The 25768-nt window shown below is 71.8% G+C and carries 20 protein-coding genes; 6 read left to right on the top strand and 14 right to left on the bottom strand.

The features are described from left to right. Positions 1-21: 21 nt before the first annotated feature. The gene (locus tag DN051_RS28835) at positions 22-1647 is read right to left on the bottom strand and encodes a glycoside hydrolase family 13 protein (RefSeq protein WP_053762357.1); all 1626 of its coding nucleotides are present in this window, start codon (positions 1645-1647) and stop codon (positions 22-24) included. 205 nt (positions 1648-1852) lie between these two features. After that, positions 1853-3124, bottom strand: a complete 1272-nt coding sequence (locus tag DN051_RS28830; RefSeq protein WP_112439792.1) for an ABC transporter substrate-binding protein — start codon at positions 3122-3124, stop codon at positions 1853-1855. A gap of 125 nt (positions 3125-3249) precedes the next feature. Here DN051_RS28830 and DN051_RS28825 point away from each other — a divergent pair, with 125 nt between their 5' ends. The 3 genes from DN051_RS28825 to DN051_RS28815 all read left to right on the top strand — a co-directional run bounded on the left by DN051_RS28825 (position 3250) and on the right by DN051_RS28815 (position 6859). Continuing rightward, the gene (locus DN051_RS28825; RefSeq protein WP_053762318.1) at positions 3250-3765 is read left to right on the top strand and encodes a PadR family transcriptional regulator; all 516 of its coding nucleotides are present in this window, start codon (positions 3250-3252) and stop codon (positions 3763-3765) included. Continuing rightward, positions 3762-4511, top strand: coding sequence for an ABC transporter ATP-binding protein (locus DN051_RS28820; protein ID WP_053762317.1), 750 nt, complete (start codon positions 3762-3764; stop codon positions 4509-4511). Before DN051_RS28825 ends, DN051_RS28820 begins: the two co-directional genes overlap by 4 nt. Before the next feature lie 65 nt (positions 4512-4576). Next, the gene (locus DN051_RS28815; protein WP_112439791.1) at positions 4577-6859 is read left to right on the top strand and encodes an ABC transporter permease; all 2283 of its coding nucleotides are present in this window, start codon (positions 4577-4579) and stop codon (positions 6857-6859) included. Positions 6860-6878: 19 nt separating this feature from the next. Here DN051_RS28815 and pgi read toward each other — a convergent pair whose 3' ends face one another. The 11 genes from pgi to uvrC all read right to left on the bottom strand — a co-directional run bounded on the left by pgi (position 6879) and on the right by uvrC (position 21407). Further along, on the bottom strand, positions 6879-8534 hold the full coding sequence (gene pgi, locus DN051_RS28810) for a glucose-6-phosphate isomerase (protein WP_112442494.1): 1656 nt from the start codon (positions 8532-8534) through the stop codon (positions 6879-6881). A gap of 237 nt (positions 8535-8771) precedes the next feature. After that, positions 8772-9059, bottom strand: coding sequence for an RNA polymerase-binding protein RbpA (locus DN051_RS28805; RefSeq protein WP_004002138.1), 288 nt, complete (start codon positions 9057-9059; stop codon positions 8772-8774). Between the two features lie 247 nt (positions 9060-9306). Further along, positions 9307-9534, bottom strand: coding sequence for a preprotein translocase subunit SecG (gene secG / locus DN051_RS28800; protein ID WP_053762315.1), 228 nt, complete (start codon positions 9532-9534; stop codon positions 9307-9309). A 101-nt stretch (positions 9535-9635) separates the two neighbouring features. Further along, entirely contained in the window at positions 9636-10412 is a 777-nt protein-coding gene (tpiA, locus tag DN051_RS28795; RefSeq protein WP_053762314.1) for a triose-phosphate isomerase, read from the bottom strand. 6 nt (positions 10413-10418) lie between these two features. Then, on the bottom strand, positions 10419-11630 hold the full coding sequence (locus DN051_RS28790; protein WP_053762313.1) for a phosphoglycerate kinase: 1212 nt from the start codon (positions 11628-11630) through the stop codon (positions 10419-10421). Positions 11631-11734: 104 nt separating this feature from the next. Further along, positions 11735-12742, bottom strand: coding sequence for a type I glyceraldehyde-3-phosphate dehydrogenase (gene gap, locus DN051_RS28785; RefSeq protein ID WP_053762312.1), 1008 nt, complete (start codon positions 12740-12742; stop codon positions 11735-11737). 222 nt (positions 12743-12964) lie between these two features. After that, complete coding sequence (locus tag DN051_RS28780) at positions 12965-15919, bottom strand: M14 family metallopeptidase (RefSeq protein ID WP_112439790.1); 2955 nt, start codon at positions 15917-15919, stop codon at positions 12965-12967. Between the two features lie 178 nt (positions 15920-16097). Continuing rightward, on the bottom strand, positions 16098-17087 hold the full coding sequence (gene whiA / locus DN051_RS28775; protein ID WP_053762310.1) for a DNA-binding protein WhiA: 990 nt from the start codon (positions 17085-17087) through the stop codon (positions 16098-16100). Beyond that, positions 17078-18145 (bottom strand): gluconeogenesis factor YvcK family protein, encoded by a 1068-nt coding sequence (locus tag DN051_RS28770; protein WP_053762309.1) that lies wholly within the window; start codon positions 18143-18145, stop codon positions 17078-17080. The genes whiA and DN051_RS28770 overlap by 10 nt, the downstream gene beginning before the upstream one ends. Then, positions 18142-19158, bottom strand: a complete 1017-nt coding sequence (gene rapZ, locus DN051_RS28765) for an RNase adapter RapZ (protein WP_079001644.1) — start codon at positions 19156-19158, stop codon at positions 18142-18144. The genes DN051_RS28770 and rapZ overlap by 4 nt, the downstream gene beginning before the upstream one ends. Next, entirely contained in the window at positions 19155-21407 is a 2253-nt protein-coding gene (gene uvrC / locus DN051_RS28760; RefSeq protein ID WP_112439789.1) for an excinuclease ABC subunit UvrC, read from the bottom strand. Before uvrC ends, rapZ begins: the two co-directional genes overlap by 4 nt. A gap of 337 nt (positions 21408-21744) precedes the next feature. On the opposite strand from uvrC, the gene DN051_RS28755 reads away from it, so the two are divergent. Further along, positions 21745-22692, top strand: a complete 948-nt coding sequence (locus DN051_RS28755) for a hypothetical protein (protein ID WP_053762306.1) — start codon at positions 21745-21747, stop codon at positions 22690-22692. 153 nt (positions 22693-22845) lie between these two features. Here the strand turns inward: DN051_RS28755 and DN051_RS28750 are convergent, their stop codons facing one another. Continuing rightward, positions 22846-23268: a Rieske (2Fe-2S) protein gene (locus DN051_RS28750; protein ID WP_053762305.1), complete on the bottom strand. Its 423-nt coding sequence runs from the start codon at positions 23266-23268 to the stop codon at positions 22846-22848. A 350-nt stretch (positions 23269-23618) separates the two neighbouring features. Between DN051_RS28750 and DN051_RS28745 the strand changes: the two genes are divergently transcribed. Together DN051_RS28745 and DN051_RS28740 are read left to right on the top strand one after the other, a co-directional pair. Further along, complete coding sequence (locus tag DN051_RS28745; RefSeq protein WP_112439788.1) at positions 23619-24722, top strand: LacI family DNA-binding transcriptional regulator; 1104 nt, start codon at positions 23619-23621, stop codon at positions 24720-24722. Beyond that, positions 24719-25630, top strand: coding sequence for a carbohydrate kinase family protein (locus DN051_RS28740; RefSeq protein WP_053762303.1), 912 nt, complete (start codon positions 24719-24721; stop codon positions 25628-25630). Before DN051_RS28745 ends, DN051_RS28740 begins: the two co-directional genes overlap by 4 nt. Positions 25631-25768 lie beyond the last annotated feature (138 nt).

Here is a 25768-nt window from a genome sequence, read left to right as displayed (position 1 = left end):
TGACGTGCGGTGGACGGAGGTTCAGAGGTCGTTGACCCACCAGGCGGCGGTGGAGCCGGGCAGGACGCCGGCCGCCGGGCAGGGCCCGCTGGACAGCAGCGGGGTCCCGGAGACGGGTGCGGGGACGGGCGCCGGGGTGAAGTTGACGGCGCAGACCAGGTCGTCGCCGCGGGCGAAGGCGAGGACACCGGGCGGGGAGTCCAGCCAGCGCAGCGAGCCCTCGCCCAACTGGGGCAGTGAGGAGCGCAGTTGGAGCCCGTCGCGGTACAGGTGCCAGAAGGAGCGGGTGTCCGCGAGGGCCCGGTCGGTGGCGTGGTCGGCGAACCACTCCGGCTGCGGCAGCCAGGGCTTGGCGCCCTCGACACCGGAGGTGAAGCCGAACGGGGACGCCTGTCCCGACCACGGCATCGGCACGCGGCAGCCGTCACGGATCCGGGCCCGGCTGCCGGTGCGCCGGAAGATCGGGTCGGTGAGCACGTCGTCGGGCAGGTCGACGACCTCGGGCAGGCCCAGCTCCTCGCCCTGGTAGATGTACGCGGCTCCGGGCAGCGCCAGCATCAGCAGCGCGGCGGCGCGGGCGCGGGCGGCGCCGAGGCCGCTGCCCTCGGGGGCGGGTTCGCCGTAGCGGGTGACGGTGCGGACCTGGTCGTGGTTGTTGAGGACCCAGGTGACCGTCGAGCCCGTGCCGGCGATGTCCTGCATGGCCTCGGAGATGACCTTGCGGAAGGCGTCGGCGTCCCAGGGGGCGCCCAGCAGGTCGAAGAAGAAGGCCTGGTGGAGTTCGTCGGGGCGGACGTAGTCGGCGTGCTCGCGGGCCGTCGGCACGGACACCTCGCCGACCAGCAGCCGCTCCCGGCCGTCGCGTCCCGTGTACTCCTCGCACACGGCGCGCCAGTGCCGCCACACGTCGTGCACCTCGGGCTGGTTCCAGGCGAGCGGGTTGACCGAGTCGCGGGTGCGGGCGTCGGCCTCCGGGTCCGGGGAGTCCGGCAGGTCGGGGTGCTTGAAGAGGCCGGCGGCGACGTCGATGCGGAAGCCGTCGACTCCGCGGTCGAGCCAGAAGCGCAGGATCCGGTCGAACTCGGCGCCCACCGCGGGCTCGCGCCAGTTCCAGTCGGGCTGCTCGGGGGTGAACATGTGCAGGTACCACTGACCGGGGCGGCCGTCGGGCTCGGTGACCCGGGTCCAGGCGGGGCCGCCGAACATGGCGTGCCAGTTGTTGGGCGGCTCGGCACCGTCCGGGCCGCGGCCGTCGGCGAAGTGGAAGCGGGCGCGGGCCGCGCTGCCGGGCCCGGCGGCGAGCGCCTCGCGGAACCACGGGTGGTCGCTGGAGCAGTGGTTGGGCACGATGTCGAGCAGCACCCTGACGCCCAGGCGCCGGGCCGCCGTCATCAGCAGGTCGAACTCGGCGAGGTCGCCGAACAGCGGGTCGACGTCGCAGTAGTCGGACACGTCGTAGCCGTGGTCGTGCTGCGGCGAGGGGAAGAAGGGACTCAGCCAGATGCCGTCGACGCCGAGTTTCTTCAGGTAGGGCAGCCCGGCCCGGACGCCGGCGAGATCGCCGATGCCGTCACCGGTGCTGTCCAGGAAGCTGCGGACGTACACCTGGTAGATCACTGCGTCGCGCCACCAGTGGTGGGTGTGGATGCGCTGGAGACTCACCCCGTCGACCTGTCTGTGCGTGCGGGAGCCCGATGCTGCTCCGGGCCGGTGGTTATGCATGCATGTTAGGTAGGCGTTTCACGGAGGTGTCAATGAATAGACAGCAGGTATCGCGCAGTTGGCCGTTGATATACGGACTTATCGGGGCGCCGAAGGGTAGGTCGATACGTCCGCGTTACCTAACAGGTAACTAGCCTCGGGAGATGACGGCGAGCTCGCGCGCCAGCCGTCGCACCGCGCGCTCGGGCGTCTGGCGCCCGGTCGTCGCGTCGTGCACCACCGCCTGCACCACCAGGCTGACCTGGTCGTAGCGCGGGCTCTTGGGACGCGGCGCGGCCGCCAGCACGGCGGCCCGCAGGGTGGGCAGATAGGGGTGGTCGCGGACCAGCTTCGGGTCCTCGTAGAGCGCGGCGCGCACCGGCGGCAGCGCGCCGCGCGTGAGCACCTGGCGCTGCACGGGCTCGCTGGTGAGGTACGCGATCAGGCGCGCGGCCGTGTCGGGGTGCCGCGCGTGGGTGCTGACGGCCAGATTGGAGCCGCCGAGCACACTCGCCCCGGGGCCGTCCGGCCCGGGCAGCGGCACGGCGCCGACCTTGCCGGCCAGCGGCGACCCCTCGGCCGAGGCGGCGGCGTACGCGTACGGCCAGTTGCGCAGGAACAGCAGGCCGCCGTCGAGGAAGGCCTGCTTGGACTCCTCCTCCTTGTAGGTCAGCGCCTCGCGCGGGATCCAGCCCTCGCGCACCCCGCGGGCGAGGAAGCCGATCCCCTCGCGCGCCGCGTCGGAGTTCACGGTGACGCGTTCGCCCTCGTCGCCGAGGATCGTGCCGCCCGCCGAGTACACGGCCTCGGCGGCGTTGACGGTGAGGCCCTCGTACGGCAGGAACTGGCCCGCGTAGCCATCGAGGCCGTGCTTCGGGGCGACGGTCCGCGCGGCGTGCTCCAGTTCGGCCCAGGTCCGCGGCGGCGGCAGGCCCTCCTCGGCGAGGACGTCCTTGCGGTACAGCAGCAGTCCGGCGTTGGTGACGTACGGGACGGCGTACAGCTGCCCGTCCCAGGTCGCGGTGTCGACGACCGGGGGCAGGAACGCGTCCAGCGGGAAACGGTCGCGGGGCAGCGGGCGGATCCAGCCGGCCGCCGCGAACTCGGAGGTCCAGGCGACGTCGATGTTGAGGATGTCGAAGCGGCCGCGGGATCCGCCGCGCAGGTCGGTGATCATCTGCGAGCGGGTCTCGTCGGCGGAGTCCGGCAGCTCGACGAGGGTGATCCTCTCGCCGGGGTTCGTGCGGTTCCAGTCGTCGAGCAGGGGACCGAGGTAGGCCGTCAGGTCCCCCGCGGTGGCCAGGGTGAGCGGGCCGCGGCCCCCCGCGGGCGCGTCGTCGGCGTGCGCGCCGGCGGTGACGTAACCGGTCAGGAGGACGACGAGGGCGAGGAGGCCCCTACCGGCGGCGTGCGTCCACCGCATAGGTTCCTCCCTGTACACCCGGCACCGGGCCCCATCGCCCGGAGTCAGACGCCATGTATACCTGTTAGGTATGGGCGATACTAGGGCCTGGAGCACAATACGAGGACGCTAGGAGGAGAGCACGAGTGCGCCTGCCACTCCTGGCACTCCTCGCGCGCGGCCCGGCCCACGGCTACGAGCTGAAGCAGGACCTTGAGCAACTGCTGGGCGCCGCGTACCCTCAGCCCAACATCGGCCAGATCTACGTGACCCTCGGCCGCCTCGAGAAGTCCGGACTGATCGAGGGCGAAGAGGTGGAGCAGTCGAACCGGCCCAACAAGAAGATCTACCACCTCACCGACGCCGGGCGGGAGGCGCTGAACGCCTGGTACGAGGAGACGGCGGACGAGCCGCGGGTGCGGGACGAGTTCTTCATGAAGCTCGCCCTGGCGCCGCGGACCGGGCTCGCCGACCAGATCGCGCTGATCAACAAACAGCGGCGCCAGTACCTGAACACCATGCGCAACCTGTCGAAGCTGGCCGCCGCCGAGAACCGCGACAACCGCGTCGCCCATCTGCTCATCGAGGGTGCGATGCTGCATCTCCAGGCCGACCTGGACTGGTTGGAGCGCTGCCAGGAGGAACTGGAGGGGTCGGAGTGAGCGAGAACCCCACTCCGCTGCTGCGTGCCGAGGGGCTGGTCAAGACGCACTACGGGGAGGGCGCCCCCGCCCACGCCGTACGCGGTGTCGATCTGAGCGTGGCGCACGGCGAGTTCGTGGCCGTCACCGGCCCGTCCGGCGCCGGGAAGTCGACGCTGCTGCATCTGCTCGGCGGACTCCAGCGGCCCGACGAGGGCAGCATCCGGCTGGACGGCGAGTGCACGGACTCCTACAGCGAGGCCCGCTGGGCGATCGAGCGCCGCCGGCGCATCGGGATCGTCTTCCAGTTCTTCAACCTGGTCTCCAACCTCTCGGTCGCGGACAACGTCGAGCTGCCCGCCCTGCTCGCCGGAGTCCCGCCCAAGCGCGCGCGGGCCGAGCGGTCGGCCCTGCTGACCGAGCTGGGCCTGGACGGCAAGGAGCGCAGCATGCCGGGCGAGCTGTCCGGCGGTGAGCAGCAGCGGGTCGCGCTGGCCCGCGCCCTGGTGAACCATCCGCCCCTGCTGCTGGCCGACGAGCCGGCCGGCAGCCTGGACAGCCGGGGCACCCGCGAGGTGATGCGGCTGCTGTCCCGCTTCCACGCACGCGGCCAGACGATCCTGCTGGTCACCCATGACGCCCGGCTGGCGAGCGCCGCCGACCGGGTGATCAGCTTCTTCGACGGGCGGATCGCGGACGACGCGGAACTGACCGGCACCCCGTCCCGCCGGGCCGGCACGTCCGGGGTGCTGGAACTGAGGGACTGATCCACGGTGTACGACGAACTGCCGGCCGGCCGCCCCGGCGTACGCGGGCCGAAAGGCTGAGGCCCATGCGAGCGACCCTGCGCTGGGTGCACTCCGATCTGCGCGCACACCGGGGCGAGGCCCTGTTCATCGTGCTCGCCACCGCCGGGGTCGTCGTCTCGCTGCTGCTGGCGACCGCGCTGTTCGGCTACGCCACCAACCCCTGGCAGCGCGTGTTCAAGCAGTCGCGGGACGCGCACGTGTGGATCCACACCGGCCTGTCGGCCCGTACGCACGAGCTCGCCGCGCTGGACGGCGTGGAGTCCGTCGCGGGCCCCTACCCGACCGAGTCCGCCACCGTCGCCTCCCGGGGCATCCGCGCCTCGGTCGAACTGCGCGGCACGACCGCGCGGCCCGCCGTCGGGCGCCCGCTGCTCGTCTCGGGCCGCTGGCTGGACGGCGCGGACCCCGACGGTGTGGTGCTGGAGAGCCATCTGGCGCGCGCCCTGCTCGCCGAGCCCGGGGACGTCCTCAGGCTGCCCGGCACCGCGCGCGCCCTGACGGTCGCGGGCATCGCCGACAGCGCCGAGCCGCGCTACCGCCCCGGTGAGCGCCGCGGACTCGTCTGGGCCCTGCCGTCCGCGGTGCGCGCACCGGACGGCGAGGTGACCGGGCTGCGTCTGGCGGACCCGGACGAGACCGACTACGCCGTCCAGCGCGCCGTGACCGCCCTCGGGGCCGGCGCCGTGAACGAGGTCACCACCTGGCAGCAGGCCCGGTCCGAGGCGCAGGGCGACACCCGCCTGCTCGGCCAGGTGCTCGGCCTGTTCGGGCTCGGCGCCCTGCTCGCCGCCGGGCTCGCCGTGCACGGGGTGATCAGCACCCGCATCCGGGGCCATCTGCGGGACATCTCGGTGCTGAAGGCGATCGGGTTCACACCCGCCCAGGTGGTCCGTGTGTTCCTGCTCCAGCACGTCGCCTACGCCCTGCTCGGCGCGCTCGCCGCGGCGGCGCTCACCCAGGGCCTCGGCGGCCGGATCCCGGGGCGCCTCGGGGACGCGGTCGACGTCTGGCAGGGGCTGCCGGGGCACACGGCGGCCCTGCTGGCGATACCGGTGGGCGTGGTGCTGTTCATCGCCGCCACCACCGGACTCGCCGCCTGGCGGGCCGGGCGGGTGCCCCCGGTGCCGGTGCCGCGGACCGCCGCACCGGTGGCCGGCCGGCTCTCGGGCCTGGCCCGCGGGGCGCTCGGGCTGCGGCTGCCGCCCGCGCTGGTGCTCGGCTGGCACAAGGCGTTCCCCCGCCGGCCCCGGACCCCGGCCACCGTCGCCCGGCTGGCGCTGCCCCTGCTGCTGATCGTGGTGGCGATGAGCGCCTGGAGCACCGTCGAGCGCTTCCAGAACAGGCCCGAGCAGGTCGGCCTGGCCGCCGCGCTCACCGTCCGCCCGGACCGCGAGGTGGCCGACCGCGACGTCCGCGCGCTGCTCGACCGCGATCCGCGGATCGCCGCCGCCCACCCGGGCGTCGAGATGGCGGCGCTGGTGCCCGGGCAGACGGCCACGATCGCCCTGCGCGGCCTGGGCACCGGCCGCGACCCCTATCCGTTCGCGCTGGCCGAGGGGCGCGCGCCGCTCGGCCGGGACGAGGCGGTGGCCGGGCAGGGCCTGCTCGACCTGCTGGACGTGCGCGTCGGCGACTGGGTGCGGATGACGGTCGGCGATCAGCCGCAGATCCTGCACATCGTGGGCCGCAGCATCGAGCCGGAGAACGCCGGCCGGGTCATCTCCACCTCGCTCGACACCCTCCGGGAGAACGACCCCGAGCTGCGTCCCACCCTGTACGAGCTGCGGCTGCGGGCCGGCGCCGAACCGCAGGACGTCGCGGGCGACCTGGCGACGACCATGGGCGGGCATCTGGATGTGCACGCCACCCCGAACCCGGTGGACGGTCTGGCGTCGCTGCGCGGGGTCGTGCTCGGGCTGATCGCGGTCCTCGCCCTGATCGGCGTGGTCGAACTGCTCACGGTGATCGGCGGCACCGTCCGCGAGGGCGAGCGGGATCTGCTGGCGCTCAAGGCCGTCGGCCTCACCCCGCGGCAGATCACCGCCGTCACCGTCACGGCGACCGCCTGCACCGCCCTGTGCGCCGTCCTGCTCGGCACCGCGCTGGGACTGCCGCTCGCGCACTGGCTGATCGACGCCCAGGGCAGGTCCAGCGGCATGGGCGCCGGGATAGCGCAGGGTCCGTCGCCGGTCTTCCTGCTGCTGTTCGGCGCCGCCGCCGTGCTGGGCGCCGCCGCGCTCGCGGTGCTGCCCGCGGCCCGGGCGGCCCGCCGCCGGCTCGTCGACACGCTGAGCGCGGTGGCCTGACGGCGGCGGGCCGGGTGTTTCACTTCGTCCGGCCGCGCAGCTCCCGGTACTTGGCGACCAGCGCCTTGGTGGACGTGTCGAGTCCGGGCACCTCGGCGCCCTCGGTCAGCGCGGGTTCGACCCGCTTCGCGAGGACCTTGCCGAGCTCGACGCCCCATTGGTCGAAGGAGTCGATGTTCCAGATCGCGCCCTGGACGAAGACCTTGTGCTCGTACAGCGCGACCAACTGGCCGAGCACCGAAGGGCTCAGCTCGCGCGCGAGGATCGTCGTCGTCGGGCGGTCGCCCCGGAAGGTCTTGTGCGGGACCAGTTCCTCGGGCACGCCCTCGGCCCGCACCTCGTCCGCCGTCTTGCCGAAGGCCAGCGCCTGCGTCTGGGCGAAGAAGTTGGCCATCAGCAGGTCGTGCTGCGCCGTCAGCTCGCCGGAGAGCTCGGCGACCGGCTCGGCGAAGCCGATGAAGTCGGCCGGGATCAGCTTGGTGCCCTGGTGCAGGAGCTGGTAGTAGGCGTGCTGCCCGTTGGTGCCGGGGGTGCCCCAGACCACGGGCCCGGTCTGCCACTCCACCTCACGCCCGTCCCGGCCGACGTACTTGCCGTTGGACTCCATGTCGAGCTGCTGGAGATAGGCCGTGAACCTGGACAGGTAGTGGCTGTACGGCAGCACCGCGTGCGACTGGGCGTCATGGAAGTTGCCGTACCAGACGCCCAACAGGCCCAGCAAGAGCGGCACGTTGGACTCGGCGGGAGCGGTGCGGAAGTGCTCGTCGACCAGGTGGAAGCCGTCGAGCATCTCGCGGAAGCGCTCCGGGCCGATGGCGATCATCAGGGACAGGCCGATCGCCGAGTCGTAGGAGTAGCGGCCGCCGACCCAGTCCCAGAACTCGAACATGTTGTCCGGGTCGATGCCGAACCCGGTGACCTTCTCGGCGTTCGTGGACAGCGCGACGAAGTGCCGGGCCACCGCCTTCTCGTCGCCGAGCGCCTGAAGGAGCCAGGAGCGCGCCGAGGTGGCGTTGGTGATGGTCTCGATGGTGGTGAAGGTCTTGGACGCGATGATGAACAGCGTCTCGGCCGGGTCCAGGTCACGGGTCGCCTCGTGCAGGTCGGCGCCGTCGACGTTCGAGACGAAGCGGACGGTGAGGTCCCGGTCGGTGAAGGCGCGCAGCACCTCGTAGGCCATCGCCGGGCCGAGGTCGGAGCCGCCGATACCGACGTTGACGACGTTGCGGATCCGCCTGCCGGTGTACCCGGTCCACTCCCCCGACCGGACCCGCTCGGCGAAGCCGGCCATCTTGTCGAGCACGGCGTGCACATCCGGGACGACGTTCCTGCCGTCGACCTCGATCACCGCGTCCCGGGGCGCCCGCAGGGCGGTGTGCAGCACCGCCCGGTCCTCGGTCGTATTGATCTTCTCGCCGCGGAACATGGCGTCCCTGAGGCCGAAGACGTCGGTCGCGGCGGCCAGCTCGCGCAGCAGCCGCAGCGTCTCGTCGGTGACCAGGTGTTTGGCGTAGTCGACGTGGAGGTCCCCGACCTGGAGGGTGTATCCCGTACCCCGCCCGGGATCCGTGTCGAAGAGCTCGCGCAGTCCGACCCCGCCGAGCTCCTCACGGTGCTCGGCCAGCGCGGTCCACTCGGGCGTCTCGTTGAGCCTGGTACGGCCGTCTGCGTTCATCTCGTACTTCAGCCTTCTTTCGTGCCGGTGCACCTGCCGCGCACCTGCCCCGCTGCCGTTCCCCAACCTAGTTGATCAGGGGGTGACGTGCCCTGTCGTGGGGGCGTCGCACCGCCCCGCCCAGAGGTACGTCCGGCGGGAGCGCAGGTGTCAGCGCCGTGAGGCACGGCACGGAAGAACGCTGCGTACCAGAAAGGTCCGGCCCGGCACCCCTGGTGCCCGACCGGACCTCAATCGCTAGATCTCGCCGCGCAGTTTGGCGAGCGCCTCGGCGAGGATCGCCTCGCCGTCCGCGTCACTGCGCCGCTCCCGCACGTACGCCAGATGCGTCTTGTACGGTTCCGTGCGCGGCGGGTCCGGCGGGTTGTCCCGGTCCTGGCCGGCCGGGAATCCGCAACGCGGACAGTCCCAGGTGTCGGGGACCTGCGCGTCGCTGGCGAAGCTCGGCTGTGTCTCATGCCCGTTGGAGCACCAGAAGGAGATGCGCAGACGCGGCGCGGACTCGCCGCGCTCGGCCTCGCCCATCGGCCCCGCCCCGACCCGGCTTCCTCGGATCGCGTTGCCACTTGCCACGGTCGTAACTCCCTGCGTGATGGTGCCGCGAAGCGAGTCGGCGTTTCGCTTCGCTGCGGGCGCCTCAGTCTACGTAAGGCCCAACGCGCGTCCAGTGATTCGAGTTACAGGCCCCACACCTAGACGCAAGCCCCATGATAGGCCGCGCTCACGTGCGCGTACCGGACATGGGGCGTTCCATACGGAATGTGTGCGCCGGTCAGTCGAGCTTCATCATGATGCCGAGCACAACGATGCAGGCGAACCAGAGCAGACCGACCACCAGGGTGATCCGGTCGAGGTTGCGCTCGGCGACCGACGAGCCGCCCACGGACGACTGCATGCCGCCACCGAACATGTCGGAGAGGCCGCCGCCCTTCCCCTTGTGCATCAGCACCAGCAGCATCAGCAGCAGGCTGAAGACGATCAGGGCGATCGAGAACCCCATAACCACGGCTGGACCAACTTCCTCGGATCTGGATCGACGACGGGGCGCAGTGGTGACCACTACGCCCCGCAAGGGTACGACGGATCGCCGCTACCGCATACTCACTGGTCGCGGAAGCGGACGATCTTGACGAACTCGTCGGCGTCCAGCGAGGCGCCGCCGACCAGCGCGCCGTCGATGTCCGCCTGGGCCATGATCTCGGCCACGTTGCCGGCCTTCACGGAGCCGCCGTACTGGATCCGCACCTGGTCCGCGAGCTCCTGGCCGTACAGCTCGGCGAGCTTGCCGCGGATCGCCGCGCAGACCTCCTGGGCGTCGCCCGCGCCGCAGACCTTGCCGGTGCCGATGGCCCACACCGGCTCGTAGGCGATCACGATCGACTCGGCCTGCTCGGCCGGCAGCCCCTTGAGACCGCCCTCGACCTGGGCGAGGGTGTGCGCGACGTGGTTGCCCGCCTCGCGGACCTCCAGTTCCTCGCCGACGCACATGATCGGGGTCAGACCGTGCTTGAAGGCGGCCTTGACCTTGGCGTTCACCACGTCGTCGGTCTCGTGGTGGTACTGCCGGCGCTCGGAGTGGCCGACCGCCACGTAGGTGCACTTCAGCTTGGCCAGCATCGAGCCGGAGATCTCGCCGGTGTAGGCGCCGGAGTCCTGCGCCGAGAGGTCCTGGGCGCCGTACTTGATCTTGAGCTTGTCGCCGTCGACCAGCGTCTGCACGGAGCGCAGGTCGGTGAAGGGCGGCAGGACGGCGACCTCGACGGCCTCGTAGTCCTTGTCGGCCAGGGCGAAGGCGAGCTTCTGGACGTGCGCGATGGCCTCGAGGTGGTTGAGGTTCATCTTCCAGTTGCCCGCCATCAGCGGCGTACGGGTCTTCATCGAGGGTCAGTCCTCCAGTGCGGCGAGGCCGGGGAGCGTCTTGCCCTCGAGGTATTCGAGGGAGGCGCCGCCGCCGGTCGAGATGTGGCCGAATGCCGTCTCGTCGAATCCCAGGGTGCGCACGGCCGCGGCGGAGTCGCCGCCGCCGACCACGGTGAAGCCCGGGGAGTCGATGAGGGCCTGGGCGACCGCTTTGGTGCCCTCGGCGTAGTCGGGGTGCTCGAAGACGCCCATCGGGCCGTTCCAGAAGACGGTGGCGGCGTCGGCGAGCTTCGAGGCGTACAGCTTGCGGGTCTCCGGACCGATGTCCAGGCCCTCCTGGTCGGCCGGGATGGCGTCCGCGGCCACGGTGGTGGGGTTGGCCGGAGCCTTGGTCCTCAGGTCCGGGAACTCCGGCGCGACCAGGACGTCGACCGGCAGGACCAGTTCGACGCCCTTCTTCTCGGCCCGCTCCATGTACTCCTTGACGACCGGGATCTGGTCCTCCTGGAGGAGGGAGATGCCGACCTCGTGGCCCTTGGCCTTGAGGAAGGTGTACGCCATGCCGCCGCCGATGAGCAGGCGGTCGGCCTTGTCGAGCAGCTGGTCGATCACGGCGAGCTTGTCCGAGACCTTGGCGCCGCCGAGGGCGACGACGTAGGGCCGCCGGACGTCCTCGGTGAGCTTCTTCAGGACGGCGACCTCGGAGGCGATCAGGTGGCCGGCGTAGTGCGGCAGCCGGGCCGGGAGGTCGTAGACGGAGGCGTGCTTGCGGTGCACGGCGCCGAAGCCGTCGCCGACGTAGACGTCGGCCAGGGCGGCGAGCCGGTCGGCGAACGCACCGCGCTCGGCGTCGTCCTTGGAGGTCTCGCCGGCGTTGAAGCGGAGGTTCTCGACGACCGCGACCTGTCCGGGGGCGAGCCCGGCGACGGTGGACTGCGCGGACTCGCCGACCGTGTCGGTGGCGAACCGCACCTCGGAGCCGAGGAGTTCACCGAGGCGCGCGGCGGCGGGAGCGAGCGAGAAGGCGGGGTCCGGCGCGCCCTTGGGACGGCCCAGGTGCGAGGCGACGACCACCCGGGCGCCCGCCTCGGCGAGCGCCTTGACGGTGGGCAGCACGGCGCGGATACGGCCGTCGTCGGTGATGGCGGTGCCGTCCAGCGGCACGTTCAGGTCGGCACGGACGAAGACCCGCTTGCCGTCCACGCCTTCCGAGAGAAGTTCGTCGATCGTCTTCATGAAGAGGCTCCTGAGGAGGGCTGGTCGATCAGTACGTGAGTCAGGGCTCGGACAGCCTGCGCTGACCGAGCCCTGGTCTCACATCGAAGTGCCTGCGCTGGTCGTCAGAGCTTCTCGCCGACGAAGAGCGTCAGGTCCACGAGGCGGTTCGAGTAGCCCCACTCGTTGTCGTACCAGCCGATGATCTTCACGCTGTTGCCCTCCTGGACCATGGTCAGGGAGGAGTCGAACGTGCAGGACGCCGGGGCGTTGACGATGTCGGAGGAGACGATCGGGTCCTCCGTGTACTCGATGTAGCCCTTGAGCTCGCCCTCGGCGGCCTTCTGGAAGGCGGCGTTGACCTCTTCCTTGGTGACCTCGCGGCTGAGCTCGACGACCATGTCGGTGACGGAGCCGGTCGGGACCGGGACGCGCATGGCGATGCCGTCCAGCTTGCCCTTGAGCTGCGGCAGGACCAGGGCGGTGGCCTTGGCGGCACCCGTCGTGGTCGGGATGATGTTCTCCGCGGCGGCACGGGCGCGGCGCAGGTCCTTGTGCGGGAAGTCCAGGATGCGCTGGTCGTTGGTGTAGGCGTGCACCGTCGTCATCAGGCCCCGGACGATGCCGAAGTTCTCGTCGAGGACCTTCGCCATCGGCGCCACGCAGTTGGTGGTGCAGGAGGCGTTGGAGATGACGTGGTGGTTCGCCGGGTCGTACTTCTCGTGGTTGACGCCCATCACGATGGTGACGTCCTCGTCCTTCGCAGGAGCGGAGATGATCACCTTCTTGGCGCCACCGGCGATGTGCTTCTCGGCGTCTTCCTTCTTGGTGAAGATGCCGGTCGACTCGATGACGATGTCGACGCCCAGGTCGCCCCACGGGATGTCGGCGGGGTTGCGCTCGGACAGGACCTTGATCGTCCGGTTGCCGACACTGATCGTGTCGGCGGTGTGGGAGACCTCCTGCTCGAGGCGGCCCAGGATGGTGTCGTACTTCAGCAGGTGCGCGGTGGTCGCGGTGTCACCCAGGTCGTTGACAGCCACGATCTCGATGTCTGCACCCTGCTTCAGCAGCGCGCGGAAGTAGTTACGACCGATGCGGCCAAAGCCGTTGATGCCTACGCGGATCGTCACGAACCGATCTCCTCGTTGGTACGCCGGGTGTGACGCCGGCGAGCTGAGTTTGGGATGTCCCCGACCGCATCCGACCCTACCTCCCCGCGAGGTCCGGGGTGACATCGAGTCGGCCCATACAAGGGCACGGCGGCCCGTACCCGCCAGTAGGGGTACGGACCGCCCGGCCCTGAACGCCGATCACTCCGAGTGGCTACGGAGAGTCAGCGACCGATCTCGGGGTCAGTCGTCCAGTGCGTCCAGCGCCTCCCCGATCAGGTCCCGGCGGTCGGCCGCCGAGGTCACGTGCTCCAGGCCGTAGCCCAGCAGCACCGTGTCGTCGGTGGAGACCGCTCCGTACGTCTTGAACAGCTCGCCCGACAGGCCCCACTCCGTGACCACCGCGGGGCTGCCCGCGGGCGGGCCCGGGGTCGTCCACGCACCCAAGGACGTCTCGAAACCGTCGGTCGGGCCCGCCGTGCCGCCGATCACCACGGTGGCGTTGTCGGCCAGGACACCGTGGCCGCCGGAACCGGGGTCGGTGATGTAGCCGAGGGAGAGCTCGACGGTCTTCCCGGCGTACGCGGACAGGTCGAACTCGACCTGCTGCCAGCCGTCCGACGAGCTGGTGAAGCTGTTCCAGGCCCCGCTGGTCCCGGACGGCGTGCAGCCGCCGGCACCCAGCGTCAGATACCGCTTCAGGGCCGGGTGCGCCTGGATGAAGAAGCCGGCCTCGCACTCGGTGGGCACGGCGGTGCCGGTGGCGCCGCCCTTGTCCGGGAGTGTCGTCCAGTCGTCGCCACCCGCGGTGCGCGCCTCCAGGACGGCGTGGTCGTAGCCCTCCTCGGTGTCCCACAGCAACATGGTGCGCAGCGTCGGGGCGTCGGCCGCGCTCACCGAGGTGAGGTCGACGGTCCGGGTCAGGCGGTTCCAGGCGTAGTCGGAGTGCGTGACGGCCGCCATGGAGGAGCCCTCGAACGGCCCGAACGGGTTCACCGTTCCGGGGTACTGGCCCGCTCCCGCGCTCTCGAACTGCGGGAAGTCCGCCACCGGCAGCGTGTCGGAGGTGACCCCGAACGAGCCCGCCGTGTTCAGCGGGTTGCCGGGCGCGTCGCCGAGTACGGCGTCGACGCCGGCCAGCGCGCCGGCGCCGTCGAAGCCGGTGACCCCGGGCAGGGACGTACGGCTGTAGGCGCCGAGGTAGTACTGGCTGAAGTCGTTCGACAGAGTGCCCCCGCCGAGGTCGACGGAGCCGCCGGCGCTCTCGCCCGCCTCGACGAGCTTGCCGCCCTCGTTGAGGTAGGCGCGCAGTTGGAGCTGGGTGGCGACACCCGGCCGGACGGCGCCCGTGTAGTGGACGACCGTCTCGAAGTGGCCGAGGACGCCGAGCGCGTCCGGGGCGCCCTGGGCCGAGACGTCCCAGACGACGGCGCGCTCGCCGTTGGCCCGCAGCGCGTCGACGTAGGTCTGCGCCTGGGTCGCGGGCGCGCCTTCCTCGGCGACGACGAGCACATCGGCACGCGGCCGTTCGGCCACGGTGTACGTGAAGTGCGCGCTCTCGGTGCGCTTGCCGCTCTTGGTCTCGCCGGTGAACCAGACCTCGACCTTGTCCCCGGGGTCGCCGTCGGCGACCTTGGCCCGGTACTCGTCGAAGTAGAGGTTGTCCTCACCGCCGAAGGTCTCGCCGCCGCGCCACGGACGGAGCGTCATGTCCTCGGTGCGTCCGCGGTTGACGCGGTACTTGAGCTCCTTGTCCCGCACGGACTTGCGGACGACGACCGAGACCTCCTGGTCGGCGCCGCGCGAGTACGAGGTGGTGAAGGCGGCCGGGGTGAAGTCGGGGGCGTCCACGCCGACCGAGGACTTCGGTGTGTCCGGCGTGGCCGCGGACTCGGCGACGGAGAGCGCGAACGGGACGTTCTTCTCGAACTCCTCCTGGATCAGCTTCTCGTCGTCCGGGAAGGTGAAGATCGACTCGCAGTCCTCGGGCCGCCAGGAGTCGTCCGGGTCGACGCTGGACGCCGTCTGACAGGTCGACATCTCCGGGGTGAACATCGCGGTGCCGTTGACGTTGGCCGCGTGGCCGTCCGCCTCGCCGTTGGTGGTGTACAGCTCGGAGGAGAGCTGCGGGTGGTAGCCCGGGATGGCGGAGTTCTCCGGCGTACCGGCCAGGGACTTGTAGAGGACGTCGTCCGGGGTGGGCGAGGCCACCTGCCAGCCGACTCCGTAGAGCAGGAGTTCGGCGGCCGAGTGGTAGTTGATGCCGTACTCGAAGCCGATGCGCCGCTCGAAGGCGTCCAGCGCCTTGGTCTCGGGTTCGGAGTTCGGGCCGGGGCCGCGGTAGGTCTGGCTGGTGGGGTACGGGGACGAGCCCTCGTCGTCGTAGCCCCACTTGTAGGCGAAGTTGCGGTTGAGGTCGACGCCGTCACCGATGGTGTAGGCGCCGTCGCCGTTGTTGTCGCGCATGTTCTTGCGCCACTGGCGGTCGCCCTCGGGCCGGTGCGTCCAGTCGTAGCCGTCGGGGTTGGCCGACAGGACGAACCACACCTCGGTGGTGTCGACGATCTTCTTGATCCGCTTGTCGGTGGAGTAGTTGTCCAGGTAATGGTGCATCAGCCGCCGGGTCATCTCCGGCGTGATCCACTCCCGCGCGTGCTGGTTGGACACGTAGAGCGTGGACGGCTTCGCGCCGTCCTTGGTCTTCTTGGCGTTCTTGGTGAGCTTCAGGGCGAGGATGTCCTGGCCCTGGAGCGTCTTGCCGATGGAGACGACCTTGGTGAGCGACGGGTGCCGCTGGCCGGTCCGGAGGATCTCCTCCTTGAGGCCGCCCGCTCCGCTGTACGGCCGGTAGACGCCGTCCCCCGCGGCGGCCACGCGCGCACGTGCCTTTGCCGAGAGCGTGTGCTCCTCGAGGTCGACGCCCTGCTTCTCCAGCTTCTCGGCCTGCTTGTCGGTGAGGTAGACCTCGACGGTGGCGGTGCCCTTGTCGGGCGCCTGCTCGCCGAGTTCGTGACCGTCCTGTCCGGTCGCGAGCAGCAGCGGGATCTGCTGCTTGGTGACCTCGGCGCGGTAGACCTTGACCTCTTCCGCGTCGGGTCCTCGAGCGTCCGAGTTCTGTGCCTGGGCGATGGGTGCGATGCTCGCTCCACCGATCAGGAGCGCGCCGACAGCGAGGATCGATCTCGCTCTGTGTCTCATGAACCCCCCTGGTACTGGTTCGCCCCGTTGGCGAATAGCTGCCAGGCTCATGACAGTTCATGATCGAGTCAAGGGTGCCTGCGCCACGCCGACGCGCCGGCGCCGACAACCCAAACAGGCGTCGGCACCGGCGCGTTGCTCGCCGTTGGGTCACCCGAGCGGGTCACCCGGAGGGGGGTCAGCCGGCCAGGTTGTCGGCCAGTTCCTCGCTGAGGTTGGCCTCCGTGCCCGGGATGCCGAGGTCGGAGGCGCGCTTGTCGGCCATCGCCAGCAGCCGCCGGATCCGGCCCGCGACGGCGTCCTTGGTCAGCGGCGGGTCCGCGAGCGCGCCCAGTTCCTCCAGCGAGGCCTGCTTGTGCTCCATCCGGAGCCGGCCGGCCGCGGCGAGATGCTCGGGAACGTCGTCGGCGAGGATCTCCAGGGCCCGCTGGACCCGGGCGCCGGCGGCGACGGCCGCACGGGCGGAGCGGCGCAGATTGGCGTCGTCGAAGTTGGCGAGCCGGTTCGCCGTGGCACGGACCTCGCGGCGCATCCGCCGCTCCTCCCAGGCCAGCACGGACTCATGGGCGCCCAGCCGGGTCAGCAGGGCGCCGATGGCGTCGCCGTCCCGGACGACGACCCGGTCCACACCGCGCACCTCGCGGGCCTTCGCGGCGATGGACAGCCGGCGGGCGGCACCGACCAGGGCGAGCGCCGCCTCGGGACCGGGGCAGGTCACCTCCAGGGAGGAGGAGCGACCGGGCTCGGTGAGGGAGCCGTGCGCCAGGAAGGCACCCCGCCAGGCGGCCTCGGCGTCGCAGGTGGCCCCCGAGACCACCTGCGGGGGCAGACCGCGGATCGGGCGGCCGCGGCCGTCCACCAGGCCCGTCTGCCGGGCGAGCTGGTCGCCGCCCGCGACGACACGCACCACGTACCGCGAGCCGCGGCGCAGTCCGCCGGGCGCCATCACGATCAGCTCCGAGCTGTGCCCGAAGATCTCCAGGATGTCCCGCTTGAGGCGGCGGGCCGCCATGGCGGTGTCCAGCTCCGCCTCGATCACGATGCGCCCGCTCACCAGGTGGAGGCCGCCGGCGAACCGCAGAATGGCGGAGACCTCCGCCTTTCTGCAGCAGGTCCGGGTGACGGGGAGCCGGGAGATCTCATCCTTCACCGCTGCCGTCATCGCCATGGGCCGATCCTTCCATGCATCCGAAAAATACGGTCGTACGCGGCGGCCAGCAGCTCGGGGTCGTGCCGCGGAGTTCCGTCCCTCCGGGCCACCGGTGCCAGCTCGACCGCGGCGCCGAAACGCCTGGCGGCGTCGCTCAGCGAATCGCGGTCGGGCACGGCGGCCTCGTCGGCCAGCACCACGTCCAGGGCGAGTTTAGGGGCGTGTCGTCCCAAAACCTCCAAATGACGCTGCGGGGAGAAGCCTTCGGTTTCTCCCGGCTGCGGAGCGAGGTTCAGCGAGAGTACCCGGCGGGCCTTCGTCTCCAGCAGGGCGTCCAGCAGTTCGGGCACGAGCAGATGCGGGATGACCGAGGAGAACCAGGAGCCGGGGCCCACCACCACCCAGTCGGCGTCGAGGACCGCCTCGACGGCCTCGGGCACGGCGGGCGGGTCGTTCGGCACGAGGTGCACGGACTGCACCTCACCCGGGGTGAGCGCCACGGTCGCCTGTCCGCGGACGGTGTCGATGTCCTCCGGCCGGTCCGGGTCGTGCCCCCTGACCAGGGCCTGGAGCTCCAGGGGCACGGCCGACATGGGCAGCACGCGCCCGTGCGCGCCCAGCAGCTTGCCGACCAGGTCGAGGGCCTGGACGTGATCGCCCAGCTGCTCCCACAGGGCGACGATCAGCAGGTTGCCCACGGCGTGGTCGTGGAGGTCGCCCTGGGACTGGAAGCGGTGCTGGATGACCCGGGACCAGGTCTGGCCCCAGTCGTCGTCCCCGCACAGGGCGGCCAGCGCCTTGCGCAGGTCGCCGGGCGGCAGCACGCCCAGCTCGTGACGGAGCCGTCCGCTGGAGCCGCCGTCGTCGGCCACGGTCACGACGGCGGTGAGGTCGCCGGTGATCCGGCGCAGCGCGGCAAGTGAGGCGGACAGGCCCATGCCGCCGCCGAGGGCGACGACCTTGGGCTGGGTGCCCCTGCGGCGCGCGCGGCCGCCCCGGGGCTCGGCGAGCCGGCCGCCACGCCCCTCGGAGGCGACGCCGCGCAGCCTGCTGAGCCGCAACGCACGTCCCGTCATTCGCGTCCCATGTCCCGGTGCACGACCACCGTCTCCACGCCCTCGGCCGCGAGGCGCGCGGCGAGCTTCTCCGACATGGCGACCGAACGGTGCTTTCCGCCCGTGCAGCCCACCGCGATGGTCACGTACCGCTTGCCCTCGCGGCGGTAGCCCGTCGCGATGAGCTGGAGCAGCTCGGCGTAGCGGTCCAGGAACTCCTTCGCGCCGGGCTGGTTGAAGACGTAGGAGGAGACCTCGTCGTTCAGGCCCGTGTAGGGGCGCAGCTCCGGGACCCAGTGCGGGTTGGGCAGGAAGCGGCAGTCGACGACGAGGTCGGCGTCCACGGGGAGGCCGTACTTGTAGCCGAAGGACATCACCGTGGCCCGCAGCTCGGGCTCCTCCTCGCCGGCGAACTGGGCGTCCATCTTGGCGCGCAGCTCGTGCACGTTCAGGCTGGAGGTGTCGATCACCAGGTCGGCGTCGCCGCGCAGCTCGCGCAGCAGCTCGCGCTCGGCGGCGATGCCGTCCACGATGCGGCCGTCGCCCTGGAGGGGGTGCGGGCGGCGCACCGACTCGAAGCGGCGCACCAGCGCCTCGTCGGAGGACTCCAGGAAGACGATCCGACGGGTGACGCCCCTGCTGTCGAGGTCGGCGAGGGACTCGCGCAGATTGTCGAAGAAGCGTCGGCCCCGCACGTCGACGACGACCGCGATGCGCGCCACGTTGCCCTGCGAGCGGGCACCGAGCTCCACCATGGTGGGGATCAGCGCCGGCGGGAGGTTGTCGACGACGAACCAGCCGAGGTCCTCCAGACACTTGGCGGCCGTCGAGCGTCCCGCTCCGGACATCCCCGAGATGATCACCAACTCGGGGATGGCGGCTTCGGGGACCCCGTTGCCTTCGATGCCCGTACTCACCTGTGCTCCGCTTTCCCGAGGCGCATCCTGCCGGGTGCGGTCCTCGCCGGTCTCCCCGGGCGTTCGCCCGGGACTGCGATCTCGCTCCGCTGTGAACTGCTTCTCGTGCTCGGTCATGTCTCCTGCCCCCGTCGCTCGTGAGGGGCGCCCGTGGGTACGGGCTCCCCCGGGGTGCCCGCGGTCGTCTCGGGCGCCCCGTCCTCCACGTCATCCATGATCTCTCCAGTCGCCGTGTTCACGGCGGGCGCGGCCGGCGCCGCCTGGGCGAGGGCCGCGGCAATGGTCTCGGCCGTTTTACGACCTATGCCCGGAACCTCGCAGATCTGATCGATTGTCGCGGATCGCAGTTTCTTCACCGATCCGAAGTGCTTGATCAGTGCCTGCTTACGGGTCTCGCCGAGCCCGGGCACATCGTCCAGCGGGCTCGACCGGAAGCGCTTGGCGCGCTTGGTGCGCTGGTAGGTGATCGCGAAGCGGTGGGCCTCGTCCCGGACGCGTTGCAGCAGGTAGAGGCCTTCGCTGGTGCGGGGCAGGACGATCGGGTCGTCGTCGTCCGGCAGCCAGACCTCCTCCAGACGCTTGGCGAGACCGCACACGGCGATGTCATCGACTCCGAGCTCCTCCAGAGCTCGCTTGGCCGCCATGACCTGCGGTTTTCCTCCGTCGACCACGACCAGCTGCGGTGGGTAGGCGAAGCGCTTGGGGCGGCCGTCGTCCTCGGTGAGGGCGGCGCCGGGTCCGACCCTGCCGTCGTTGCTGAGGGCGGCGCCGGGTCCGGCCGGTGCGCCGTCGGTGGAGTGACCGGGCGCACCGAGGCCGGTGGTGTGACCGGGCGTGCCGGTGTCGGCCGGGAAGCCGGGCGTACCGGTGTCGGCCGGGAAGCCGGGCGTGCCGGTGTCGACGGCGTGGCCGTTCGTGCCGCCGTCGGTGAGGTCGGACCCGGCGACGGTCCACTCGCCCGTCCGCTCCTTCTCGGCGAGGTAGCGCCTGAAGCGGCGGGTGATCACCTCGTGCATGGAGCGGACGTCGTCCTGCCCCCGGAAGCCCTTGATCTGGAAGCGGCGGTATTCGCTCTTGCGCTGGAGCCCGTCCTCGAAGACGACCATCGACGCCACCACGTCGTCGCCCTGGAGATGGGAGATGTCGTAGCACTCGATCCGGAGCGGGGCGCTGTCCAGGCCGAGGGCGTCGGCGATCTCCTCCAGGGCCCGGGAGCGCGTGGTCAGGTCGGAGGCGCGCCGGGTCTTGTGCAGGACGAGGGACTGCTGGGCGTTGCGCTGCACGGTCTCCATCAGCGCCTTCTTGTCGCCGCGCTGCGGAACGCGCAGCGAGACGAACGATCCCCGGCGCCCGGTCAGCCACTCCTGGACGGGCTCCACGGGGTCGGGCAGCGCGGGGACCAGGACCTCCTTGGGGACGGCGTCGCCGCTCTCCTCCCCGTACAGCTGCTGGAGGGCGTGCTCGACCAGGGCTCCGGTGGTGACGTCCTCGACCTTGTCGGTCACCCAGCCGCGCTGGCCCCTGACCCGTCCGCCCCGGACGTGGAAGATCTGCACGGCGGCTTCCAGCTCGTCCTCGGCGACCGCGATCAGGTCGGCGTCGGTCGCGTCCGCCAGCACGACCGCGTTCTTCTCCATGGCCTTCTTCAGGGCCTCGATGTCGTCGCGCAGGCGGGCCGCCCGCTCGTACTCCAGCTCCTCGGCCGCCTCTGCCATCTGCTGTTCGAGACGGCGCAGATAGGTGCCCGTGCGGCCCGCCATGAAGTCGCAGAACTCGTCCGCCAGCTCCCGGTGCTCCTCCGCCGAGATCCGGGATACACAGGGGGCCGAGCACTTGCCGATGTACCCGAGCAGGCAGGGGCGGCCGGTGCGGCTCGCGTTCTTGAAGACGCCGGCGGAGCAGGTGCGCACGGGAAAGACGCGCAGCAGCAGGTCGACGGTGTCGCGGATGGCCCACGCGTGCCCGTACGGCCCGAAGTAGCGCACGCCCTTCTTCTTGTGGCCGCGCATGACCTGCACCCGCGGGAACTCCTCGTTCATCGTCACCGCGAGGTACGGGTAGCTCTTGTCGTCGCGGTACTTGACGTTGAACCGGGGGTCGAACTCCTTGATCCAGGAGTACTCCAGCTGCAGCGCCTCGACCTCCGTGGACACCACCGTCCACTCCACGGAGGCCGCCGTGGTGACCATGCTCCGGGTGCGCGGATGCAGGCCGGACAGGTCCTGGAAGTAGTTGGCCAGGCGCTGGCGCAGGCTCTTGGCCTTTCCGACGTAGATCACCCGGCGGTGCTCGTCACGGAATTTGTACACCCCCGGGGAGTCCGGGATCTGTCCCGGCTTGGGGCGGTAGCTGGAGGGATCGGCCATGTCTCACACCCTACTGGCGAGGAGTGACAGACCGGCGGGCCTGTGGACGACGACGGCAGGTCCACCGGGGTGGCTCACCGGGGTGGTCGGCCGGCCCACCGGAACGGTCCGCCGGCCCGCCGGCCGCGGCGCGGTGGTCGAAGCTCGGCCACGAGGACACCGCCGTTGGGCATCAGGTGTTGTCGAGGCATGGTCAACACGCTTCAATGCGTGGGAACTCGGGACCGTGGACGGTGGCGTACCCATGTCAGGACGCCCCCGGCTCCGACGAGGGGGCCCGACAGCCCGCGCGAACGGTCTGACCAGCCGTAGTGATCCAGCACAGAAAGGCCCCTGCATGCCGTACGCCACACAGCACGCGGACGCCGCCACCGCGGAACTGGACGCGGCCCTGCGGGTCGGCCCCTTTCACGTCGCCCTGCGCGCCGCGATCGCCGCCCGCGGACTGCCCCTGCAACGCGTGCAGCACCATCTGTCGCGGTACGGCGTGAAGGTGGGCGTCACGAGCCTGAGTTACTGGCAACAGGGCGCCCGCCGCCCCCAGCGCCCCGAGTCGCTGCGCGCCGTACGGGCCCTGGAGGAGATCCTCCAACTGCCCGAGGAGTCACTGATCCGGCTGTTGTCGGACGCCGACGAGGGTGTGGGCGAACCGCGGCGCGGGGCCCGCTCCTACCGCGCCGTGGTCGAGGCCTCGGGTGTCCTGGAGCGGCTTCTCGCCGAGCTGGAGGCCCCCCTCGACGGCGGGCTGCACACGCTCGGTCACCACGAGCGGGTCCGGATCGGGGCGCGCCGCGAGCTGCTCGGGCGCGAGTCGCACCACATCGTGCGCTCCCACCGCGACGGCGTCGACCGCTTCGTCGCCGTCCACCACGGCGATCCGGGATGCGTCCCGGACCGCATGTCGGTGCACGCCCTGGAGAACTGCCGCGCCGGACGCGTCCGGCGGCACCACGAGACCGGAGTCCTCGTGGCGGAACTCCTCTTCGACACCCGGCTGCGGGCCGGCGACACCTTCCTGTTCCGCTACGGCGTCGAGGACGGCACGGCCGGCGCCTCACGCGAGTACGTCCGCGGCTTCGGGCCCGCGGGCGGGCAGTACGCCCTTCAGGTGCGGTTCGACGAGAACGCCCTGCCGGTGCGCTGCCACCGGTTCACCCAGCAGTCGGCGGCGGCGCCGCGCAGCGGCCGCCAGGAACTGCCGCTCACCGACCGCCACCACTCGGTGCACGTCGTGGAGCCGCGCGTGCGGTCCGGGATCGTGGGGATCGGCTGGGACTGGGAGTAGGGATCGGCCGGGACTGGGAGCAGGAAGTCGGCCCCCCCGGGGCACGGAGTTGCCGGGCAGCCGGTCGCGGGGCGCCGGGCCGCACTCTCGGTGGGCGCCCGGAGACGGCGGGCGTGTCAGGGGCCGCCCGCACCGTGGGCCACCAGGGGCGAGTCAGGCCGCCGGGCCCGCCACGATCCTGCCGTTCTCCGCCTTCACCGCGACCTCGCTCAGCGCGACGGTGGCCGGTGCCTGCAGGACCTCGCCGGTCGTGGCGTCGAACTCGCTGCCGTGGCAGGGACAGATGAGCTTCGTCCCCTCCAGCTTGTTGATGGGGCACGCGGCGTGCGTGCAGATCGTGCTGTAGGCCTTCAGCGAGCCGTCCGCGGCCCGGCTGACCACCACGTTGTGATCGCGGTAGAGCTTGGCGCCTCCCTGCGCGACCTCGCTCTCCGCACCGAGCTCGACCGGCGCGGTGGGCGCCCCGGCCGGCTTTCCGTCGCCCGGTGAACAGGCCGTGAGTCCGATCCCGGCGACCGGGGCGAGTGCGGCCCCTCGCAGGACGGTACGGCGGCTCACGGAAGGGCGGGCGGACATGCGGATCTCCACTGGTCGGGGCGGTACGGCGGGAATGCGGGGCACCACGGGTGACCCGCGGTGACGCGGGGTGCGTCCCGGGGGCGCGTCCGCGGTGTGCCTGCTGACGATAGCCGTCTGTGACCGGTCGGCCCGGGGGCGGGGCAGCCATGACGGCGACGTAATCGCTTGCGCAATCGTTTACGTCCGCCGCCGGATGGGATACCGTCCCGGCCGGAGGACGCCCGCCGCCTCGCGCCGGTGCGGTGCCGTGCGGCTCGGGCGGTGCGGCGCTGCTCGGTCGGTGCGGCTCGGGCTCAGGTGTGAACGCCGGCTCGGACGCGGGCCCGGTCAGGGACAGGAGGGCATCCATGCCGACCATGGCCGACGTGGCGCGCAGCGCCGGGGTGTCCGTCGCGACCGTCTCCCACGTGCTGAACGGCACCCGCCCGGTGCTCCCCGCCACCCGCCGGGCCGTCCTGGACGCCATCGACGAGCTGGCCTACACCCCGAACACCCTCGCCCGCTCCCTGGTGACCTCCCGCACCCGCTCCATCGGCCTCGCCGTGTCCGCCATCAGCAACCCGTACTTCACCGAGATCCTCCAGGGCGTGGAGGCGACCGCCCTGGAGCACGGCTACAGCCTGCTGCTCGCCGATCCGCACGACGACCCCCGCCACGAGCGCACGGTCGTCCAGCTGCTGCACGAACGACGCGTGGACGGCCTGATCGTGGCCCCCTCCGCGGATCCGCGCGAACTCCTCGCCTACGTACGTCGCCACAAGGTGCCCACGGTGCTCCTCGACCGCCTGGTCGAGGAGTCGGCGACCGGGGCACCGCCGCTGGACCAGGTCTGCGCCGAGAGCACCGGACCCACGGCCCGGCTCGTCACCCATCTCGCCGGTCTCGGCCACCGCCGGATCGGCCTGGTCGCCGGGCTCGGCGGGCTCAGCACCACCGGTGAGCGGATCGCCGGCTACCGCCAGGGCCTCGCGTCCGCCGGGCTCCCCCACGACGAACGACTCGTCGTGCACGGCGACTCCGAGTCGACCGGCGGCGAGCGGGCCACCACCGCCCTGCTGTCCCTCGCCGCGCCGCCGACTGCCCTCGTCACCGCCAACAACGCGATGACCATCGGCGCGCTGCGCGCCCTGCGCGAGCGGGGGCTGTCCGTACCCGAGGACATCGCCCTGTGCTGCTTCGACGACTTCGCCTGGGCGGACCTCTTCTCCCCGCGGCTCACGGCGATCGCCCAGCCCAGCAGGGAACTCGGCGCCGAGGCGGTCCAGGTCCTCCTGGACCGCCTCGCCGAGCCCGACCGGCCCGCCCGGACCGTGCGGCTGCCCAGCGCCTTCGTCCACCGCAGCTCCTGCGGCTGCCCGGAGGAGCCGCGGCAGCGGCCCGGCCCCGGCGAGCGGCCCGAGCGAGCCGAGCCGTCCGAGTACCGAACCGCCCGGAAAGGAACCGTCGCGTGATCGTCGTCGCCGGTGAGGCCCTGATCGATCTGGTGCCGCAGGGCGCGGGCGCCCTCGCAGCGCTGCGCCCCGCCCTCGGCGGCGGCCCGTACAACACGGCCCTGGCGCTCGGCCGCCTCGGCTCCCCCACCGCCTTCTGCTCCCGCACCTCGTACGACGCCTTCGGCGAGGCCCTGCTCGACGGGCTGCGCAAGGCCGGGGTGGACGTCTCGCACGTGCAGCGCGGCCCGGAGCCGACCACGCTCGCGGTCGCCACCGTCGACGGACACGGCTCGGCCGCCTACTCCTTCTACGTGGAAGGCACCGCCGACCGGCTGTTCACCGAGCCCGACCGGCTTCCGCCGACGACCCGCGCGGTGTCCTTCGGCACCTGCTCCCTCGTACTGGAGCCGGGCGCCGGCGCCTACGAGAGGCTGATGCGGCGCACGGCCGAGCAGGGTGTCTTCACCGCGCTCGACCCCAACATCCGTACCGGTCTGATCCCCGACGCGGACGCCTACCGGGCACGGTTCGCCGGCTGGCTGCCGTCCGTGACCCTGCTCAAGCTCTCCGAGGAGGACGCCCGGTGGCTGGGCGGCACCCCGCGGGAGTGGCTCGCTGCGGGCCCCTCCGCCGTCGTGATCACCCGGGGCGGGGACGGTCTGACCGTCCACACCCGGGACGGCGCGGAGCACTCCGTGCCCGGCGAACCGGTCGACGTGGTGGACACCATCGGTGCCGGCGACACGGTGAACGCGGCCTTGCTGCACGGCCTGGCCGCCTGGGACGCCCTGTCCCCCGAGGCGCTCACGGCTCTGGGCCCGGAGCGCTGGACGCGGCTGCTCCGCTTCGCGGCGCGGGCGGCGGCGATCACCTGTTCCCGCGCGGGCGCCGAGCCGCCGTACGCGCCCGAACTCGGCGAGTGGTAGGCGGCGGGCGCCACGGGCCGCGACCCCGGCGGCCGGGTGCTCGCTCGGGAACGGCCACCCGGCGGCCAGCTGCACGCTCGACGTTCCGGGCGCGGCCGCCGGGCCCGGGCCCGGCGGGTGGCACGGAATCGCCGGCCG

The sequence above is a fragment of the Streptomyces cadmiisoli genome, from assembly GCF_003261055.1.
GTDB lineage: Bacteria > Actinomycetota > Actinomycetes > Streptomycetales > Streptomycetaceae > Streptomyces > Streptomyces cadmiisoli.
The sequence above is the reverse complement of the archived record's forward strand: the minus strand, read 5'-3'. Positions and strand labels throughout refer to the sequence as shown.